At 34.1% G+C, this 18,719-nt stretch carries 20 protein-coding genes and 1 pseudogene; 20 read left to right on the top strand and 1 reads right to left on the bottom strand.

The features are described from left to right. Window positions 1-16: 16 nt before the first annotated feature. The 3 genes from QE431_RS22390 to QE431_RS22380 all read left to right on the top strand — a co-directional run bounded on the left by QE431_RS22390 (window position 17) and on the right by QE431_RS22380 (window position 2,353). Window positions 17-877 (top strand): fumarylacetoacetate hydrolase family protein, encoded by an 861-nt coding sequence (locus QE431_RS22390; protein ID WP_134138869.1) that lies wholly within the window; start codon window positions 17-19, stop codon window positions 875-877. A gap of 4 nt (window positions 878-881) precedes the next feature. Then, window positions 882-1,217 carry an L-rhamnose mutarotase gene (locus QE431_RS22385; protein WP_307300435.1) on the top strand — a complete coding sequence of 112 codons (336 nt, stop codon included), beginning with the start codon at window positions 882-884 and terminating at the stop codon, window positions 1,215-1,217. A 530-nt stretch (window positions 1,218-1,747) separates the two neighbouring features. Further along, a complete protein-coding gene (locus QE431_RS22380) occupies window positions 1,748-2,353 on the top strand; it encodes a hypothetical protein (protein ID WP_307300432.1) in 606 nt (201 codons plus the stop codon). 227 nt (window positions 2,354-2,580) lie between these two features. Here the strand turns inward: QE431_RS22380 and QE431_RS22375 are convergent, their stop codons facing one another. After that, a complete protein-coding gene (locus tag QE431_RS22375) occupies window positions 2,581-3,831 on the bottom strand; it encodes an NAD(P)/FAD-dependent oxidoreductase (protein ID WP_281867076.1) in 1,251 nt (416 codons plus the stop codon). 101 nt (window positions 3,832-3,932) lie between these two features. Here QE431_RS22375 and hutH point away from each other — a divergent pair, with 101 nt between their 5' ends. The 17 genes and pseudogenes from hutH to QE431_RS22290 all read left to right on the top strand — a co-directional run bounded on the left by hutH (window position 3,933) and on the right by QE431_RS22290 (window position 18,718). Beyond that, the gene (hutH, locus tag QE431_RS22370; RefSeq protein WP_281867075.1) at window positions 3,933-5,453 is read left to right on the top strand and encodes a histidine ammonia-lyase; all 1,521 of its coding nucleotides are present in this window, start codon (window positions 3,933-3,935) and stop codon (window positions 5,451-5,453) included. Between the two features lie 38 nt (window positions 5,454-5,491). After that, window positions 5,492-6,721 carry a WG repeat-containing protein gene (locus QE431_RS22365; RefSeq protein ID WP_307300428.1) on the top strand — a complete coding sequence of 410 codons (1,230 nt, stop codon included), beginning with the start codon at window positions 5,492-5,494 and terminating at the stop codon, window positions 6,719-6,721. Between the two features lie 9 nt (window positions 6,722-6,730). Further along, window positions 6,731-7,462 (top strand): 3-oxoacyl-ACP reductase FabG, encoded by a 732-nt coding sequence (gene fabG, locus QE431_RS22360; protein ID WP_057115547.1) that lies wholly within the window; start codon window positions 6,731-6,733, stop codon window positions 7,460-7,462. Between the two features lie 83 nt (window positions 7,463-7,545). Beyond that, the gene (locus QE431_RS22355) at window positions 7,546-8,781 is read left to right on the top strand and encodes a beta-ketoacyl synthase (protein WP_057115546.1); all 1,236 of its coding nucleotides are present in this window, start codon (window positions 7,546-7,548) and stop codon (window positions 8,779-8,781) included. Then, window positions 8,774-9,029: pseudogene (locus tag QE431_RS22350) on the top strand (acyl carrier protein). The gene QE431_RS22355 and the pseudogene QE431_RS22350 overlap by 8 nt, the downstream one beginning before the upstream one ends. Beyond that, window positions 9,029-9,913, top strand: coding sequence for a lipid A biosynthesis acyltransferase (locus tag QE431_RS22345; RefSeq protein ID WP_307300425.1), 885 nt, complete (start codon window positions 9,029-9,031; stop codon window positions 9,911-9,913). Before QE431_RS22350 ends, QE431_RS22345 begins: the two are co-directional and overlap by 1 nt. A 225-nt stretch (window positions 9,914-10,138) precedes the next feature. Then, window positions 10,139-11,041: a dialkylrecorsinol condensing enzyme DarA gene (locus QE431_RS22340; protein WP_307300422.1), complete on the top strand. Its 903-nt coding sequence runs from the start codon at window positions 10,139-10,141 to the stop codon at window positions 11,039-11,041. Window positions 11,042-11,058: 17 nt separating this feature from the next. Further along, window positions 11,059-12,192 carry a beta-ketoacyl-ACP synthase III gene (locus tag QE431_RS22335; protein WP_281867071.1) on the top strand — a complete coding sequence of 378 codons (1,134 nt, stop codon included), beginning with the start codon at window positions 11,059-11,061 and terminating at the stop codon, window positions 12,190-12,192. Beyond that, window positions 12,193-12,624: a hypothetical protein gene (locus tag QE431_RS22330; RefSeq protein WP_057115541.1), complete on the top strand. Its 432-nt coding sequence runs from the start codon at window positions 12,193-12,195 to the stop codon at window positions 12,622-12,624. It abuts the gene before it with no gap. Between the two features lie 4 nt (window positions 12,625-12,628). Then, on the top strand, window positions 12,629-13,096 hold the full coding sequence (locus QE431_RS22325) for a hypothetical protein (RefSeq protein WP_057115540.1): 468 nt from the start codon (window positions 12,629-12,631) through the stop codon (window positions 13,094-13,096). Window positions 13,097-13,112: 16 nt separating this feature from the next. Next, window positions 13,113-13,409, top strand: coding sequence for a hypothetical protein (locus tag QE431_RS22320; RefSeq protein WP_241774319.1), 297 nt, complete (start codon window positions 13,113-13,115; stop codon window positions 13,407-13,409). Between the two features lie 9 nt (window positions 13,410-13,418). After that, window positions 13,419-13,823: a hypothetical protein gene (locus QE431_RS22315; RefSeq protein ID WP_281867068.1), complete on the top strand. Its 405-nt coding sequence runs from the start codon at window positions 13,419-13,421 to the stop codon at window positions 13,821-13,823. Further along, window positions 13,823-14,821: a BtrH N-terminal domain-containing protein gene (locus tag QE431_RS22310; protein WP_307300413.1), complete on the top strand. Its 999-nt coding sequence runs from the start codon at window positions 13,823-13,825 to the stop codon at window positions 14,819-14,821. The genes QE431_RS22315 and QE431_RS22310 overlap by 1 nt, the downstream gene beginning before the upstream one ends. 6 nt (window positions 14,822-14,827) lie before the next feature. Beyond that, a complete protein-coding gene (locus tag QE431_RS22305; protein ID WP_307300411.1) occupies window positions 14,828-15,580 on the top strand; it encodes an ABC transporter ATP-binding protein in 753 nt (250 codons plus the stop codon). Next, on the top strand, window positions 15,570-16,853 hold the full coding sequence (locus QE431_RS22300) for an ABC transporter permease (protein ID WP_307300409.1): 1,284 nt from the start codon (window positions 15,570-15,572) through the stop codon (window positions 16,851-16,853). The genes QE431_RS22305 and QE431_RS22300 overlap by 11 nt, the downstream gene beginning before the upstream one ends. Beyond that, entirely contained in the window at window positions 16,828-17,277 is a 450-nt protein-coding gene (locus tag QE431_RS22295; protein WP_057115534.1) for a thioesterase family protein, read from the top strand. Before QE431_RS22300 ends, QE431_RS22295 begins: the two co-directional genes overlap by 26 nt. A 301-nt stretch (window positions 17,278-17,578) precedes the next feature. Beyond that, on the top strand, window positions 17,579-18,718 hold the full coding sequence (locus QE431_RS22290) for a beta-ketoacyl synthase N-terminal-like domain-containing protein (RefSeq protein ID WP_307300407.1): 1,140 nt from the start codon (window positions 17,579-17,581) through the stop codon (window positions 18,716-18,718). Window position 18,719 lies beyond the last annotated feature (1 nt).

The following is an 18,719-nucleotide window of genomic DNA, read 5'->3' as shown; positions in this document are numbered from 1 at the left end:
AACTAAAAATTAAAATATGAAACTTATAAGATTTGGAGAAGAAGGAAAGGAAAAACCAGGTGTTTTACTTAATGATAAAAGATATGATGTTTCGTCTATCGTAACAACAGATTATAACGAAGCTTTTTTTGAAAATGACGGATTAGCAAAATTAGAAGAAGCTTTAAAAAACAATCCATCTTTACCAGAAGTTAGCGATTCAGTACGTTTAGGTTCGCCAGTGGCACGTCCTTCAAAAATTATCTGCATCGGATTGAATTATGTAGATCACTGTGAAGAAACAGGTGCTGCAATTCCAGAAGAACCAATTATTTTCTTTAAATCTACAACTTCTTTATGTGGACCAAATGATAATTTGATCATCCCAAAAAACAGCGAAAAAACAGACTGGGAAGTAGAATTGGCATTTGTCGTAGGTAAAAAAGCCAGCTATGTTTCTGAAGAAGATGCACCAAATTATATCGCTGGATACTGTCTTTTGAATGATTACAGCGAAAGAGCGTTCCAAATCGAGCGCGGCGGGCAATGGGCAAAAGGAAAAGGTTCTGACACCTTTGCTCCTCTTGGGCCAACAATGGTTACACCAGACGAAGCTGGAGATGTAAATAACCTAAAAATGTGGCTGACTGTAAACGGAAAAACATTCCAAAACAGTAACACTTCAAACTTAATTTTTAAAATTCCATTCTTGGTTCATTATTTAAGCCAGTTTATGACCTTGCTTCCTGGCGATGTTATTAGTACAGGAACGCCTCCGGGAGTTGGTTTAGGAATTAAACCAGACCCAATTTACATTAAAGCAGGCGACGTAATCGAATTAGGAATTGAAGGTTTAGGCACAAGTAAACAAACTGCTGTAGCTTATCAACAAAAATAAAATTATGGTAGCTCAAAAATTTTGTCTTGCACTAGACTTAAAAGACGACGCAAATTTAATTGCAGAATACAAACACTTACATGAAAATGTGTGGCCGGAGATAAAAAAAAGCATTCAAGATGCTGGAATTTTAGTTTTGGAAATTTATTGCACAGGAAATAGATTGTTTATGATCATCGAAGGCGACGAAAATTTCTCTTTTGAGAAAAAAGACAAAGCCGACGCTGAAAATGAAAAAGTTCAGGAATGGGAAACTTTAATGTGGAAATTCCAGCAAGCTTTACCTTGGGCAAAACCAGGACAAAAATGGATTGTAATGGATAAGATATTTGAATTGTAATTGACTAAAAATATTCCGTTAGGAATATCTGATCGGTAGAAAAAAATATTGTCGTTTTGCATTAATGTCCTGTAGGGACATCTGATTTATAAAAATGTACCCGTCAATTAATCAAACGTTCCTACGGAACGTTCAACCGTAACTCAAATTTAATTTCTACCGACGAGACATTCCTACGGAATGAATCTAGAAACGTTTTTTTTTGATAAACAAAGCCCTGATTATTCAGGGCTTTGTTCTTTTTGAATATTTAGTAAATACTCTATGTTGGCTATCAAATGATCGTGTATTTTGACAAACGGATATTTTTCATTCCAGACATAAACTGCCGAACAAAACCAATTTTTCTTTTTAAATCTGCATTTCCCCAGCTGATAGAAAAACAAATTTTAAAAATAAAGCGGATTTCCAATTGGAATCCGTTTTTTGTTTTTGAAAAAAATAACAATAATATTTTAACATGAAATAAATTATTATTCATCCTTTTGATTACTTTTAGCAGCTAAAAATAAACCTCAATTAACCAAAAAATGAAAAAATTAATTATTGCATGCTTACTTATTTCTGGAGCCGCATTTGCTCAAGATATGAATGTAGTGAAGGGAAACTTTGACTTTTTAAAAGATCAAAAAGAAATCAACACCGAATTTGATTATAGTAATTTTACTATGATGAAAGAAAACAAACCGGAATCACAATATGTTGAAGAGCATATAGCCGATTTAGACAAAAAAGGAAAAGGAAATGGAAATCTTTGGCACAAAAGATGGGTTGTGGCAAAAGATCAGATCTGGACTCCTAAATTTTTAGAAATCGGAAATATTGTAATGACAAAAGCTGGTAAAGAGGTGAATTTTCAAGAAGGACTAAACACACCTTACACTTTAATTGTACAAACAGTTTGGATTTATCCAGGATGGGATGCAGGAATTATGAAACAGCCGGCAAAAGTTACTACCAATTTAAAGTTTGTTGAAACAGCAAATAAATCAAATGTCTTATTAGAAATTTCAAGTGTAGATGCACCTGGAGATCAATATGGTAGTAATTTCAATAACGAAAGCAGAATTGGAGAAGGATACGCAAAAACAGCAAAATCATTATCCAAACTTTTATTAAAAAAAGCTTTTAAATAAAAATCTCAAATATTCCGCAGGAATATCTCATCGGTATAAAAAAATATTGTCGTTTTGCATTAATGTCCTGTAGGGACATCTGATTTACGGAAATAATATACCTGAATCGATTAATCAAACGTTCCTACGGAACGTATTATCGCAATTCAAATTTCATATTCTACCGACGAGACATTCCTACGGAATAAATCTAGAAAATGAATTATCTTTCTATAAAAAAGCCCTGATTATTCAGGGCTTTGTTCTTTTTGCATATTTAGTAAATACGCCATATTGGCTATTACGTGATCATGTTTTTTTACAAACGGATTTTCTTCATTCCATACATAACCCGCCAGAACAGAACAAATTTTTTCTTTTACATCTGGATTTTCTGGCTGATGGAAGAATAAAGTCTGAAGATTTCCAGTATACCATTCTTTCACGTAAGTGGTAAAAACTGCAATTCCGTTTTTCATGTATTGGGTAAATTCAACTTCCCAGTCAACAGGAATTCCCTGCGATTCTTTCAAATATAATTTTGCCGCCAGCATTCCAGATTCGGTTGCAAAGGCAACTCCAGAAGAAAAAACTGGATCTAAAAATTCAGAACTATTTCCAGTCAACGCAAAACCATCGCCGTACATTCTTTTTACCGCTCTTGAATAGTTTTCTAATTTAACAGGTTCGAACAAAAATTCAGTTCCTTTAAATCTTTTAATATAATAATCAGACTTCTGAATAGCATTTTTCAAAGCCTCAGCATTATCTTTATTTTCAGAAAGCGAATTGATAAAATCTGTCGGACCAACAACTCCCAAACTTGTATTTCCATTCGAAAACGGGATTACCCAAAGCCATACTTCTGTTTCCAAAATATCAAAAGAAATCTGAGTCCCTTCCTCTCCTTCTGGTCTGTTAATATCTTTTACATGCGTAAAAATAGAAGAATGCGGATCTAATTTCGAAGGCGTATCCAAATCTAAAAGCCTTGGAAGAACACGACCATATCCGCTAGAATCAATTATGAATTTAGCGTGAATCTCTTTTAAGTTCCCGGCTGCATCTTTTACAATTGTTTTTGAATTCTTTCCTTCAAAAGAAACTTCCAAAACCTCTGTTTCAAACTCCAAATCAATTCCTTTACGCACAATTTCCTGTGCCATTGTATTGTCAAAATCAGCACGAGGAACCTGCCAGGTCCAATCCCACCCTTCACCAAATTTTTTACTAAAATCAAAAACACAAATTTCTTCTCCTCTAATAAAACGAGCTCCTAGTTTTTTCTCGAAGTTCATCGCATCCAGTGCCTCAAACAATTCTGCCTCAGCAAAATGGTCCATAACACGAGGAATAAGACTTTCGCCTACTACCAGTCTCGGAAACTTCGTTTTTTCTACAACTTTAACCTTAACATTGTTTTTAAAAAGATAGGATGCCGAAACACAACCAGATGGTCCTGCACCAATCACTAAAACATCAACAAACTCCTTTGTCATATTAGAATTATTATCATTAATTAACCTACATTTGCCTACATCAAAATAACTACATTTATTTTGATAAATAAAATTAAATTAGCACAACCAAAATCGATTTAATGAATACAATTAATGAATATTTAAGTTTAACGGAATTTGAAGCCATAATATTTGGAAATCAAAAAGTTAAAATTAGTGATGTCGTTCTAAACCGCGTAAACGAGAGTTTTAACTTCTTAAAAGAATTCTCAGGAAACAAAGTTATATACGGAGTAAATACTGGCTTTGGTCCAATGGCTCAATATAGAATTAAAGAGTCTGATCAAATTCAATTACAATATAATTTAATTAGAAGCCACTCTTCTGGGACAGGAAAACCATTAAGTCCTGAGTGTGCAAAAGCTGCAATTTTAGCAAGATTAAATACTTTGTCTTTAGGAAATTCAGGAGTTCATTCTTCTGTAATTCATTTAATGGCAGAATTAATCAATAGAGATATTACGCCCTTAATTTTTGAACACGGCGGCGTGGGTGCGAGCGGTGACTTGGTGCAATTATCACATTTAGCTTTAGTGTTAATTGGTGAAGGCGAGGTTTTTTATAAAGGAGAAAGAAGACCAACTCCAGAAGTTTTCGAAATTGAAGGTTTGAAACCAATTCAAGTAGAAATTAGAGAAGGTCTGGCATTAATCAACGGAACTTCTGTAATGACAGGAATTGGAGTTGTAAATGTTCATTATGCTCAAAAATTATTAGATTGGTCGTTAAAAGCTTCTTGTGCAATTAACGAATTGGTTCAAGCTTATGATGATCATTTCTCAGCAGAATTAAACCAAACCAAACGTCATAAAGGACAGCAGGAAGTGGCAGAAAGAATGAGAAAAAATCTTTCGGACAGTACTTTAATCCGCAAAAGAGAAGACCATTTATATTCTGGTGAAAATACCGAAGAAATCTTCAAAGAAAAGGTTCAGGAATATTATTCACTAAGATGTGTGCCTCAAATTTTGGGACCAGTTTTAGAAACTATAAATAATGTTGCTTCTATTTTAGAAGACGAATTTAACTCTGCAAACGACAATCCAATTATAGACGTAAAAAACAAACACGTTTATCACGGAGGAAATTTCCACGGAGATTATATTTCGCTTGAAATGGATAAACTGAAAATCGTTATTACCAAATTAACGATGCTGGCAGAACGTCAATTGAATTATTTATTGAATTCAAAAATCAATGAAATCCTTCCTCCATTTGTAAACTTAGGAACATTAGGATTTAATTTCGGAATGCAGGGAGTACAATTCGTTGCAACTTCAACAACTGCCGAAAACCAAATGCTGTCAAACCCAATGTACGTTCATAGTATTCCAAATAACAATGACAATCAAGACATTGTAAGTATGGGAACAAATGCTGCAGTAATTACATCAAAAGTTATTGAGAATTCTTTTGAAGTTTTAGCTATCGAATTAATTACAATCGTTCAGGCAATTGATTATTTAGGACAAAAAGATAAAATTTCATCTGTTACTAAAAAATGGTACGACGATGTTCGCAATATAATTCCAGAGTTTAAAGAAGATCAGGTAATGTATCCTTTTGTGCAAAAAGTAAAAGATTATTTGATAAACAGTTAATTCTGTACTTCACATTATTAATATTGAATCTTAAAATCATGAAAAAAACATTTATTTTTTTGTTGCTGTGCTGCATTCAATTTGTTAATAGTCAAGAATTGGCATTAGTTAAAAAGAATTCAAAAATTGGATATATTACCAAAGATGGTTCTTTTAAAATCGAGCCTCAATACAAATCTGCCAGAAGTTTTTCTGAAGGATTAGCTGCTGTTGAAAATGGCGGAAAATGGGGTTTTATTGATACAAAAGGAAGCTGGATAATTCCTGCCTCTTTTGATGATGCAAAAGATTTTAACAGCGGAATTGCCATTGTAAAAACAGGAAAAGAATGGGTTTATATTGATAAAAAAGGAGAAATTCAAAAAGCTCCTGCTTCTGAAAAATTATTTGATTTTAGTAATGGAGTTGCTTTCATCAGACAAAACAATAAAGTTGGTTTGATCAATAATAAAATGGCGGTTGTTTTAGAACCAAAATACGATCAGATTAAACCTTTTGAAAATGGTTTTGCAAGAGTTGAACTCAACAAAAACTGGGGAATCATAAATACCGATGGAAAGGAAGTAGTTGAACCTGCTTACGCCGAAATCGGAAATTATTTCAAGAACACAACTTGGGCGAGAAAAGATAAAACTTTCGGATTAGTAAGTTCTGGAAAATTTATTCCAGTTGATGGAGCTGAAAAAATCTGGGATTTTGAAACCCAAGATTTGACGTATGCCAAAAAGAACGGAAAAATTGGATATATCGATTTAAAAGGAAATTGGGCAATTCTTCCAATTTATGATAAAGGAAAAGCTTTCTCTAAAAATCTAGCGCCAGTTTTAGTTGGAAAAAAATGGGGATTCATTAATCCGAAAGGAGAATTTGTTATTGAACCAACTTACAGCGATGCAGAAGTTTTTAGTACAAACGGCTTGGCTCCAGTAAAAGAGAGCAATTGGGGATTTATCAACGAATCTGGAAAACTGGTAATTCCAACACAATACGGCATTACTACAAATGCCATTATTGCGATGTTTGTACAGCAGGATAAAGGATTTATTGATGGTGTTGCGAGAGTAAAAAACGAAGGAAAATGGGGATTCCTTAAACCAGACGGAACTGTATTAAGTAACCAATGGTTTGAAAATGCTGAATTATTTTCAAAATCAGCAGAAAGACCTCAGCCAGCATCTGCTCCAGCTGAAGCCCCAAAACAAGAAACAAAAACAACGAAAACTGCTGCCAAATCGACAACGAAACCAGCAGCTAAGAAAAAGAAATAAATTTCACTTATGAAGTGTGTATTAGTAACAGGCGGTTCGCGAGGAATCGGAAGTGCTATTTGTAAAAAACTAGCCGTAGAATCTGATTATCATATTCTGATTAACTATCATTCAAATCAAACAGCTGCCGAAGAAACATTACAAGAAATACAAAAATTAGGCGCAACAGGAGAAATTTTAGGTTTCGATGTTTCTAATTTTGAACAAGTACAAAACGTTTTAACGCAATGGCAGGAAGCAAATCCTGAAAAATTAGTTGAAGCAATTGTAAACAATGCCGGAATTACAAAAGACGGGCTTTTTATGTGGATGACTCCAGAAGACTGGAACGGCGTTTTGAATACAAGTGTAAACGGTTTCTTTAATGTGACACAATTTTTTATTCAAAAAATGCTGCGCAATAAATATGGCCGAATTGTAAATATGGTTTCGGTTTCTGGAGTAAAAGGAACTGCAGGACAAACCAATTATTCGGCAGCAAAAGGCGCAATTGTAGCAGCAACAAAAGCTTTGGCTCAAGAAGTGGCAAAAAGAAATATTACAGTAAATGCTGTTGCCCCTGGTTTTATCAGAACTGATATGACAAGTGAGCTGGATGAAAAAGAATTATTAAAGCTGATTCCGGTAAATCGTTTTGGAGAAGCCGAAGAAGTTGCAGATTTGGTAAGCTTTTTGATTTCTAAAAAAGCAAGCTATATTACTGGAGAAATTATCAATATAAACGGCGGAATATATTCTTAAAGAATAGTATGTTTGCGAGATTATTTTAAGATTTTAAACATAGAAAATTACACTTTAAGGATAAAAAATTACTTTGAAAGACGATGAATAGAAGAGTTGTAATTACTGGAATGGGAATTTATTCTTGTATCGGAACTTCTTTAGACGAAGTAAAAGATTCACTATACCAAGGAAAATCTGGTATTCAGTTTGATTCTGAACGTAAAGAATTTGGTTTCCAATCAGCTTTAACAGGAATGGTTCCGAAAGCCGATTTAAAAAATTTACTGACTCGCAGACAGCGTATGAGCATTGGTGAAGAGACCGAGTATGCTTATATGGCAACTATAGAAGCATTGAAAAATGCAAATATTGATGATGCTTTTTTTGATGAGCATGAAGTGGGTATTATGTACGGAAACGACAGCGTTTCTAAAGCAATCATTGATGCAACAGATATTGTACGAGAAAAAAAAGACACAGCCTTAATTGGTTCTGGAGCAATTTTTAAATCGATGAATTCTACCGTAACAATGAATCTTTCGACGATTTTCAAACTTCGCGGTATCAATCTTACTGTGAGTGCAGCCTGCGCAAGTGGTTCGCATTCCATCGGATTAGCCTATTTTTTAATAAAAAGCGGATTTCAAGATATTATAATTACCGGCGGTGCACAGGAAATTAATAAATATGCCATGAGCAGTTTTGACGGACTTGGCGTTTTTTCTAACCGAGAAAGCGATCCTGAAAAAGCCTCAAGACCTTTTGATAAAGATCGTGACGGATTAATTCCGAGTGGCGGTGGCGCAACTTTGATTCTTGAAAGTTATGAGTCTGCAATCGCAAGAGGTGCCAATATTATTGCAGAAATCGGCGGTTACGGATTTTCTTCAAACGGCGGGCATATTTCAACTCCAAACGTTGAAGGGCCTGCAACAGCAATGAAACGTGCACTTGATGATGCAAAATTAAATGCTTCGGACATTGAATACATAAACGCTCATGCAACCTCAACACCTGTTGGAGATGCAAACGAAGCAAAAGCTATCTTTGAAGTTTTTGGAGAAAAAAATCCTCCTGTAAGTTCTACAAAATCAATGACAGGCCACGAATGCTGGATGGCAGGAGCCAGCGAAATAATCTATTCTACCTTAATGATGCAGCATGATTTTATTGCTCCAAACATCAATTTGGAAAATCCAGATGAAGATGCTTCAAAATTAAATTTAGTTAAAACTACGTTAAACAAAAAATTTGACATATTTTTGTCCAATTCTTTCGGTTTCGGAGGAACCAACTCTGCGTTGGTGGTTAAAAAGTTTAAATTGAACGATGAATAAAGAAGAGATTATAGCAAGAATTAATGGTTTTTTGGTTGATGAATTTGAAGTAGACAATGACGATATTGAACCAGATGCTAATTTAAAAAGACACACTTGGATTAGACAGTTTAGATTATGTTGATCTAGTCGTTTCTATCGAATCTAATTTTGGTGTAAAACTGGTTGAAGCTGATTTTGTCGGAATTGCTACTTTTCAGAATTTCTATGACCTAATCGAAACTAAACTAAAAGCCAAAGCTGTTTAATGAGTCAATGGGATGGCAAATCAAAAGGAACAGTTTTAGGTTATAAAATATTCGTTTTTTTGATTCAAAAAGCGGGTGTCAAAGCCGCTTATGTCTTACTTTATTTTGTCGCTTCCTATTATTTTTTATTTCTAAGAAAAAGCAACAGAGCCATTTTTTATTATTTTAAAGAAAGGCTGCAATATTCCAGTTTCAAATCTAAGAAAATGGTTTTCAAAAGTTACTACACTTTTGGACAGACTATTATTGATAAAATTTCGATTTCTGCTGGTCTCAGAAATAAATTCACTTACGAATTTGACGGAATCGAAACGCTTAAAAAGCTCCTTGCCGAGAAAAAAGGCGGCGTTTTGATTAGCGCGCATGTCGGAAATTTCGAAATTGCAGAACATTTTTTTGGAGAAATAGATCTTGATTTCCAAATCAATCTAGTCACTACAGATTTAGAACATTCTGCGATTAAGAATTATTTAGAAACCGTTACCCAAAAACCAACCGTTAAATTTATCATCATTAAAGAAGATTTGTCTCATATTTTTGAGATCAATGCTGCTTTGGCCAATAACGAATTGGTTTGTTTTACTGGTGATCGTTATTTTGAAGGCACCAAATCTTTATCTGAAAACTTTCTTGGAAAAGAAGCAAATTTCCCAGCTGGTCCTTTTCTAATTGCTTCAAGACTTAAAGTTCCTGTAGTTTTTGTTTATGTAATGAAAGAGCCCAATCTGCATTATCATTTATATGCAAGAGAAGCAGAAGTAAAACACCGCGACGAAAAAGCACTTTTAAAAGAATACGTAAAAAGCGTTGAAAGTATTCTAAAAAAATATCCCCTTCAATGGTTTAATTATTTCGATTTTTGGAATGCTTTTAAAGATTCATAGCTGCAAAGGCTAAAAGTTGCTAAGGTTTTTTTGAAAAAATAATTTTTACAAATCTTTTAATCTGTGGTAAAAACTAAAAATCATTTTTTGGAAGTTAAACCCAATTAACTACAAATGGTAAAAAATTCAGGAATTAGCGACAAACAAAACTTTGCGCATCAAATAAGAAAATTCGTTTAAATAAATTTACCTATTTTTGCTAACCACCAAAGCGAAAAAACCAAAATGAAAAATGTTCTCATAATTTATTATTCTCAGTCGGGGCAACTGGAATCTATTGCAAGAAACATTGCAAAACCATTTCTAAACTCAGAGAATATAAATCTCACTTTTCACGAAATACAATTAGAAAAACCATTTCCTTTTCCGTGGAATAAAGATTCTTTTTTTGATGCTTTTCCAGAGTCGTTTTTACAGATTCCGACAGCATTAAAACCTGTACCAGAAGAAATTTTAAATACAAAATTTGATTTGGTACTTTTTCATTATCAGGTTTGGTATTTATCGCCATCAATTCCGATTAATTCATTTTTAAAAAGTGATGATGCGAAGAAAATTTTAAATAATACACATGTTGTTACAATCAGCGGTTCTAGAAACATGTGGATTATGGCGCAGGAAAAAATTAAAGTTTTACTAAAAGAAGCAAATGCAGATTTAGTTGGAAACGTAGCTTTGGTCGACCGCGTTGGAAATTTAATCAGCGTAATAACAATTGTAGAATGGATGTTTTCTGGTGTTAAGAAAAAGTATCTCGGTATTTTTCCTTTGCCAGGAGTCTCAGAAAAAGACATACAAGAGTCCAGTCAGTTTGGAGAAATCATATTAGATTCCTTAAACAATAGCAATTTTGCTAATTTACAGCCAAAATTAGTCGAAGCTGGAGCTGTAAAAATAAGTTCGTATTTAGTGACTGTCGACAAAACAGCCAATAAAATTTTCAATAAATGGTCAAATATCATTTATAAAAATCAAAAAAACCGAAAACAGCTTCTTAAAGTATTTAATGTTTATTTATTCCTTGCGATATGGTTAATTTCACCAATAGTGTATATATTGCACCTTATTACCTATCCGCTTAAGTTAAAAACTATAAAAAAGGAAACTCAATATTATCAAGGAGTTTAGAAGACGAAATTTAGATTATGTTTGAAGTATATATTACAAAAGCTGCAAAGTATTTGCCAAATGACGCTGTTTCTAATGATGAAATGGAAGCCTATTTAGGACTTATCAACGATACTGCCTCAAAAGCAAGACGTATTATTTTGCGCAATAATAAAATTACAAGCCGATATTATGCTGTTGATAAAGATGGAAAAAGCACTCACAGCAATGCCGAATTAACAAAAAATGCAATTTTACCGTTATTCGATGAAGATTTTACGCCTCAGGATTTAGAAGTACTTTCATGCGGAACCTCAACTCCGGATATTTTCCTGCCTTCGCACGCTGCGATGGTTCATGGTTTATTAAAAAACAAATCGGTAGAATTAAACTCTTCAACAGGAGTTTGCTGCGCTGGAATGAACTCTCTTAAATTTGGTTTTCTTTCCATACGCTCTGGAAATTCAAAAAATGCAATCTGCACAGGATCAGAAAAAGTTTCAACCTGGCTGAATGCCCAAAAATACAATCACGAAGCAGACAATTTAAAAAGTCTGGAAGAACAGCCAATTATTGCTTTCAAAAAAGATTTTTTACGCTGGATGTTATCTGACGGAGCTGGTGCTTTTCTTTTAGAAAATAAACCAAGAGGCCCAATTTCACTAAAAATAGAATGGATGGAAGCTTTTTCGTATGCTTACGAATTAGAAACCTGCATGTACGCCGGAGGTGATAAATTAGAAAACGGAGAAATCAAATCATGGAGCGATTACGCACCAGAACAATGGTTGAACGAATCTGTTTTTTCTATCAAACAAGACGTTAAATTATTAGACGAATTTATCTTGTCAAAAGGTGCCGAAAGCATGAAAGATGCGATGGACAAAAACAATATCAAGGCTGACGACGTTACTTATTTTATTCCTCACGTTTCTTCTAACTTTTTTGTGGAAGGATTGAAAAAAGGATTAACAGAGAAAGGAATTGGAATGAGTGATGATAAATGGTTCATGAATCTGTCGAGAGTTGGTAATGTGGGTTCTGCCTCAATTTATCTGGCTTTAGAAGAATTAATGAATTCAGGGAATTTGAAAAAAGGAGATCACATTCTTTTATCAGTTCCAGAAAGCGGAAGATTTTCTTTCGCATATGCGTATTTAACAGTTTGCTAAATGGAAACAATGGCACTTTTAGAAAAAGAAACTGTAGAAAATTTATTGCCGCAAAAGTTCCCTTTTGTAATGGTAGATGCTATGCATTCTTATACTGAAACTTCTTTGGTTTCGGGTTTGAAAATTCAGCAGGATAATATTTTCGTAAACAACAATACTTTTCTAGAAGCTGGTTTAATAGAACATATGGCACAATCTGTTGCCCTGCATACTGGTTATCAGTTTTTTTTAAGAAATGAAACTGCACCAACGGGATACATCGGTTCTATTAAAGAAATTGAAATAAAAAGACTTCCAGAACTTAACGACACCATTCAATCTGAAGTAACCATTCTGCAGGAATTTGCAGGGATTACTTTGGTAAATATCGTGACAACTTTAAATAATGAAGAAATTGCAAACGGACAGATGAAAACTGTTTTAGCAAAATAATATTATGATCGTGAATACTGGAGTTGACATACAAAATTATTTACCGCACCGAGCACCAATGCTTATGGTAGATTTGATTTTGGACATTGATGCCAACTTCGTAGAAACCATTTTTTTGATAAAAGAAGACAATATTTTTGTTGAAAATAATGTTTTTATCGAAGCCGGTTTAATCGAAAATACGGCGCAGACCTGTTCGGCCATTGTTGGAAAAAAATACTTTTTTGACGAAGACGGAACAGAAAATGAGAACGTAAATGTAATTGGATTTATCAGTGCCTTAAAAAATGTAAAAATTCATGCGCTGCCAAAAGTCGGCAATACCATAATTACCAAAGCAGATTTAGTTTCAAAATTCGCTGGCGACAATTACACTTTATGCACGATGAACTGTAAAAGTTCTGTCGAAGACCAGATACTTTTAGAATGCGAAATTAACTTGTTTATTCAAAAAACAGTTTCGGTTGGATAATTCAAAAAAAATCATTTTGCATCTAGTAATTCGAATCGGAATTTTGATTCTTTTACTTGGTTTGGTTTTCTTATTTTGGCATTTTACTTACGACCCTCATAAACTTTGCGACGAAAACGGACATAAACATGTAGATGGCGGTTTAGGATTTTTTATCATGCTTTTTTTAATCACTCAAATGTTTTATTTGGGATTACTAATAGAAATGATTTATTTATTTGTGAAGAAACAGCGAATTTTAGCATTCGCAAATCTCGGATTTTTAATAATTAGTTTATGTATAGTTTCTATCTGTATGTTTCTAATAAATTAAATTAGCACTATGGAAAAAGATAAAGTACCTCAAGATAAAAGTAACTTAACAAAAAATAACGTCAAAGAGCTTTTGTACGCAACTGATGAAAATGGCAATTACACCACAACCTTAAGTACTGGCTGGGAGCCAAAAACAATTGCATTATCGAATTCTATCGATGAAATAAACGAGCGTATTTCTGAAGCTAAACAACAAGTTTTAAGTGGTGAAGCAAGTCCGATTGTTTATTTTATGGAAGTCAACAAAATGGATCTTACAATTTTAGCCAGTTATGTCGGAATGTGGAAATGGCGCGTAAAAAGACATTTTAAACCTGAAGTTTTTGCCAAACTAAACGACAAAATCTTGAAGAAATATGCGGATACCTTTGAAGTATCAATTGAAGAATTAAAAAACAGTATCACCAAATAATGGAATTATCTTTCACACATCATCAGTCTGCTCATTGTGAGAATGGAGTAGCGTCGAATCTGCTAAAAAACAGCGGACTAAACATCAGCGAACCGATGGTTTTTGGTATAGGCTCCGGATTATTTTTTGTATATCTGCCTTTTATAAAAGTCAATTATGCGCCTGCGATAAGTTATAGAACTTTGCCTGGACAGATTTTCAATAAAGTTGCCAATCGTTTAAACCTTAAAATAAAAAGACAAAAATTTTCTTCTGTTGCAAATGCAAATAAAGCTTTAGACGAAAATTTAAAAAACAATATCCCAACCGGATTACAAGTCGGCGTTTATAATTTAAGTTATTTTCCTGACGAATATCGTTTTCATTTCAACGCACACAACTTAGTCGTATACGGAAAAACCGAAACCGATTATTTAGTGAGCGATCCTGTTATGGAAACCGTAACCACTTTAACGCACGAAGAATTAGATAAAGTTCGTTTTGCAAAAGGAGCCTTTGCACCTCGCGGTCAAATGTATTATCCAATTCAGGTTCCAAGCAACGTTGATTTGAAAAGTGCCATCATTAAAGGAATCAAAAATACCTGTCGCGATATGCTTGCGCCAATGCCAATTGTTGGTGTTCGAGGCATCAAATTTGTTTCAAAGCAAATTAGAAAATGGCCAATCAAACATGGAACCAAAAAAGCCAATCATTATCTAGCACAAATGGTTCGTATGCAGGAAGAAATTGGAACTGGAGGCGGTGGTTTCCGTTTTATTTACGCGGCATTTTTACAGGAAGCTTCGGTTATTTTAAATAATGAAGAATTGAAAACACTTTCTCAAGAAATGACAAAAATTGGAGATTCATGGCGAGATTTTGCTGTTGAAGCATCCAGAATTTACAAAAACAGAAGTGCCAAAGAAGACGCTTACAACACCATTGCCGATGAACTTTTGGACATTGCCAACAGAGAAGAAATCTTTTTCAAAAAACTAAAAAAAGCCATCAGCTAAGATATTTTGCAATCCATAATTAAAATAGAATCACTTTCGAAAAAGTACAAAGATGCCGACCAGTATTCTTTGAACAATGTTTCGCTAAATATAAATGAAGGAGAGATTTTTGGTCTTCTGGGTCCAAATGGCGCCGGAAAAACAACCTTAATTTCCATGCTCTGCGGATTGGTTAAACCAACTTCGGGACATTTTTCAATTGATGGTTTAGATTATCAGCATCATTCTTCAAAAATCAAAAAAATCATAGGCGTTGTTCCTCAGGAATATGCCTTATACCCTACTCTTACAGCCCGCGAAAACCTGCATTATTTTGGAAGTATGTACGGCTTAAAAGGTTCTGATTTAAAAGATAAAGTAATCGAAACTTTAGATCTTTTGGGTTTACTAAAATTTGCTGATAAACGAGTGGAAACCTTTTCGGGCGGAATGAAACGCCGTGTCAACTTAATTGCCGGAATTCTGCACAAACCAAAAGTTTTATTTTTAGATGAACCAACCGTTGGTGTTGATGTTCAGTCTAAAAATGCCATTATAGATTATCTCAAAGTGTTGAACGAAAAAGGAACAACTATTATTTATACTTCGCATCATTTGGCTGAAGCCGAAGATTTTTGCACCAATCTTGCCATTTTAGACCGAGGCCGAATTTACGCAAAAGGAACACCTTCAACTTTAATCAATTCTGTTGAAGAAGCCCGAAATCTCGAAGACGTTTTTATTTCATTAACCGGTAAAGACCTGAGAGATGATATATAAAATTTGGATGTCTATCGTAAAAGAATTTTTGCTGCTTAAACGCGATTTAGGCGGTTTGATTATTCTGTTTATTATGCCTTTGGTTTTGGTTATTACCGTTACTTTAATCCAGGACAGTACTTTTAAAAAAGTCAGCGATTCTAAAATCCCGATTTTATTGGTTGACAACGACAAAGGTTCTGTTTCTAAAACTGTTTTTGATAATTTAGAAAAAAGCGATTTGTTTAGCGTTGTTACACAAATCGACGACAAAACGATTACAGAAGATGTTGCCAGAGAAAATGTTTACAAAGGCAAATTTCAATTGGCAATTGTAATTCCAGAAAATTTAAGTTCTGATTTACAGGCAAAAGTTGATCAAAATGTCGAAAAAATTGTAAGCAGTTTAGGCATGACGGATAGTACGGCAGCCAGCGAACCTCAACGAATTATAAAAGAAAAAGAAGTAAAACTGTATTTTGATCCGGCGGTTCAAATGAGTTTCAAAAATGCGGTCATGAGTTCTATTGACAAAATGATTTCGCAGATTGAAACCAAATCAATTTACACGACTTTTCAAAATCAGCTTGGAGAAGGAAATGCGCAATTTGAACAAAAAAGTTTCATTTCATTTAAAGAAATAATTCCGAAAATAAACAACAAAGAAGTTCGCCCAAACTCAGTGCAGCATAATGTTCCGGCGTGGACACTTTTTGCGATATTTTTTATCGTGATTCCGTTATCCATTAATATTGTAAAAGAAAAATCGCAGGGAACATTTGTTCGACTAAGAACCAATCCCGTTTCTAACTTAGTAGTGATTATTGGCAAAACCATTACCTACTTGATCATTTGTATGATTCAGTTTTATATGATGGTTGCAGTTGCAGTGTTTTTATTTCCATCAATCGGACTTCCGTCTTTAAATATTGAAGGACATTTAGCTTTAATGAGCGTTGTCGCTTTATTTTCAGGATTCGCCGCAATTGGATTCGGAATTTTATTAGGAACCGTTGCGAGCACTCAGGAACAATCAGCTCCGTTTGGTGCAACGAGTGTGATCATTTTAGCCGCAATTGGAGGCGTTTGGGTTCCGGTTTTTGCCATGCCGAAAATCATGCAGATTATTGCCAAATCATCTCCAATGAACTGGGGATTAGACGCTTTTTATGACGTTTTACTTCGTAACGTTTCTTTCCTCGAAATCATTCCAAAAATAAGTTTGTTATTTTTGTTTTTCATTCTCACAACATCCATCGCATTATTTTATGACAAAAAGAAAAGAACAGTATAACGAAGCCACAGACTTAACCGTTTCTCACGAAATCAGAATTCGTTTTAACGAAACTGATCCGCTTGGAATTGTTTGGCACGGCAATTATATTACCTATTTTGAAGATGGACGAGAAGCGTTTGGACGTAAACACGGACTTACTTATCTGGATATTGGAAATACAGGTTACACAACACCAATAGTAAAATCAAAATGCGAACATAAATTGTCTTTGCGCTACGGCGATGTCGTAACAATTGAAACAACAGTTGTTGACACGCCCGCAGCCAAAATGATTTATCGTTTTAAAATTATTGACGAAAAAGGTGAAGTAGCGTGTACGGGAGAAACCGTTCAGGTTTTTTTAGATAAAGAAGGAAATTTAATGCTTACGAATCCGCCTTTTTATGAGGAATGGAAACGAAAAGTGGGGTTATTGAAGTAGAACACGGATTTCACGAATTAGCACGAATTTATTTTAGTTTTCCGTTTCCTGCAAGGTTTTCAAAACCTTGTAGGTATAAATTGAAAATCATAAAAATCTGCAAAATCTGCGTGTAAGCTTTTTTAGATGACGCTTTAAATAAAAATACCTACAAGGTTTTAAAAACCTTGCAGGAATAAAAAACAACATAAAATCTGCTTAATCTGAAAAATCTGCGTGAAACCTTTTTTTAAGATGAGGCTTTAAAATAAAATACCTACAAAGTTTTAAAAAACCTTGCAGGAGAAATCGAGATCATAAAATGTTAAGAGAAATATACATCACAGAAACAAATTGTATCACACCGTTAGGTTTTGATGTTGAGTCCAATATTGAAGCGATTCTTCGCGGTGATTCTGGTATTCAGATTCACAATGATATTTCTTTGATGCCAAATTCGTTTTATGCTTCTATCATTTCTGATGAAAAAATAAATAGTGCTTTTTCAAAAATCAGCCCTGACGACAAATATTCCCGTTTAGAGAAAATGATGATTTTGGCTTTAGAGCCGATTATCAAAAATTCAGGAATTAAATTAAATTCAAAAACGGCTTTTATACTTTCTACTACAAAAGGAAATGTTACGGCTTTAAAAGACAATTCTGAAAAAAGTTTTAATAACGCACATTTAGATGTTTTAGCAAAAAACATTGCCGATTTCTTCCATTTTCAAACACAGCCAATTGTAGTTTCAAATGCCTGCGTTTCTGGAATTTTAGCCGTTTCTATTGCTAAAAGAATGATTCAGTCTGAACTTTATGACAATGTTTTTGTGGTTGCTGGCGACGAAGTTTCAGAATTTGTTTTGTCAGGTTTTAATGCATTTCAAGCCATGAGCGATCTGCCTTGCAAACCGTATTCTAAAAATAGAACTGGAGTAAGTTTAGGTGAAGCAACGGCAGCGGTTTTAGTTTCGGCGGAAGCCAAAAACGCAAAAATAAAAGTAATTGGAGACAGTTCGATAAACGATGCGAATCATATTTCTGGGCCTTCAAGAACGGGTGAAGGTTTGTTTAGAAGTATTCAAAATGCGTTGAAAGAAGCTCAAATTGAAGCTAATAAATTAGATTATATTTCAGCACACGGAACCGCAACACCATTTAACGATGAAATGGAAGCCATTGCATTCAGCCGTTTGGGTTTACAAAACGTTCCAGTAAATAGTTTAAAAGGATTTTACGGGCATACATTAGGCGCTTCGGGACTATTGGAAACAGTAATCGCGATTGAATCTGCGAATCAAAATACACTTTTTGAATCGAAAGGTTTTGATGAAATCGGCGTTAGTGAACCTATCAATGTGATTGAGAAAAATGAAGAGGCGACTATTAAATATTTTTTGAAGACAGCTTCTGGATTTGGAGGTTGTAATACGGCTGTGGTTTTTGAAAAGATGAAGTAAA

Source organism: Flavobacterium sp. SORGH_AS_0622, from assembly GCF_030818825.1.
Classification (GTDB): domain Bacteria; phylum Bacteroidota; class Bacteroidia; order Flavobacteriales; family Flavobacteriaceae; genus Flavobacterium.
This window is presented reverse-complemented; position numbering and strand designations above follow the sequence as displayed.

What these genes read in the sequence shown, in the direction of transcription:
- QE431_RS22345 (WP_307300425.1), top strand. Translation starts at nt 9,029, where the DNA reads ATGAGTCAATGGGATGGCAAATCAAAAGGAACAGTTTTAGGTTATAAA.
- QE431_RS22310 (WP_307300413.1), top strand. Translation starts at nt 13,823, where the DNA reads ATGGAATTATCTTTCACACATCATCAGTCTGCTCATTGTGAGAATGGA.
- QE431_RS22380 (WP_307300432.1), top strand. Translation starts at nt 1,748, where the DNA reads ATGAAAAAATTAATTATTGCATGCTTACTTATTTCTGGAGCCGCATTT.
- QE431_RS22335 (WP_281867071.1), top strand. Translation starts at nt 11,059, where the DNA reads ATGTTTGAAGTATATATTACAAAAGCTGCAAAGTATTTGCCAAATGAC.
- QE431_RS22300 (WP_307300409.1), top strand. Translation starts at nt 15,570, where the DNA reads ATGATATATAAAATTTGGATGTCTATCGTAAAAGAATTTTTGCTGCTT.
- QE431_RS22325 (WP_057115540.1), top strand. Translation starts at nt 12,629, where the DNA reads ATGATCGTGAATACTGGAGTTGACATACAAAATTATTTACCGCACCGA.
- QE431_RS22355 (WP_057115546.1), top strand. Translation starts at nt 7,546, where the DNA reads ATGAATAGAAGAGTTGTAATTACTGGAATGGGAATTTATTCTTGTATC.
- QE431_RS22390 (WP_134138869.1), top strand. Translation starts at nt 17, where the DNA reads ATGAAACTTATAAGATTTGGAGAAGAAGGAAAGGAAAAACCAGGTGTT.
- QE431_RS22330 (WP_057115541.1), top strand. Translation starts at nt 12,193, where the DNA reads ATGGAAACAATGGCACTTTTAGAAAAAGAAACTGTAGAAAATTTATTG.
- QE431_RS22315 (WP_281867068.1), top strand. Translation starts at nt 13,419, where the DNA reads ATGGAAAAAGATAAAGTACCTCAAGATAAAAGTAACTTAACAAAAAAT.
- QE431_RS22295 (WP_057115534.1), top strand. Translation starts at nt 16,828, where the DNA reads ATGACAAAAAGAAAAGAACAGTATAACGAAGCCACAGACTTAACCGTT.
- hutH (WP_281867075.1), top strand. Translation starts at nt 3,933, where the DNA reads ATGAATACAATTAATGAATATTTAAGTTTAACGGAATTTGAAGCCATA.
- fabG (WP_057115547.1), top strand. Translation starts at nt 6,731, where the DNA reads ATGAAGTGTGTATTAGTAACAGGCGGTTCGCGAGGAATCGGAAGTGCT.
- QE431_RS22375 (WP_281867076.1), bottom strand. Translation starts at nt 3,831, where the DNA reads ATGACAAAGGAGTTTGTTGATGTTTTAGTGATTGGTGCAGGACCATCT.
- QE431_RS22385 (WP_307300435.1), top strand. Translation starts at nt 882, where the DNA reads ATGGTAGCTCAAAAATTTTGTCTTGCACTAGACTTAAAAGACGACGCA.
- QE431_RS22290 (WP_307300407.1), top strand. Translation starts at nt 17,579, where the DNA reads ATGTTAAGAGAAATATACATCACAGAAACAAATTGTATCACACCGTTA.
- QE431_RS22365 (WP_307300428.1), top strand. Translation starts at nt 5,492, where the DNA reads ATGAAAAAAACATTTATTTTTTTGTTGCTGTGCTGCATTCAATTTGTT.
- QE431_RS22340 (WP_307300422.1), top strand. Translation starts at nt 10,139, where the DNA reads ATGAAAAATGTTCTCATAATTTATTATTCTCAGTCGGGGCAACTGGAA.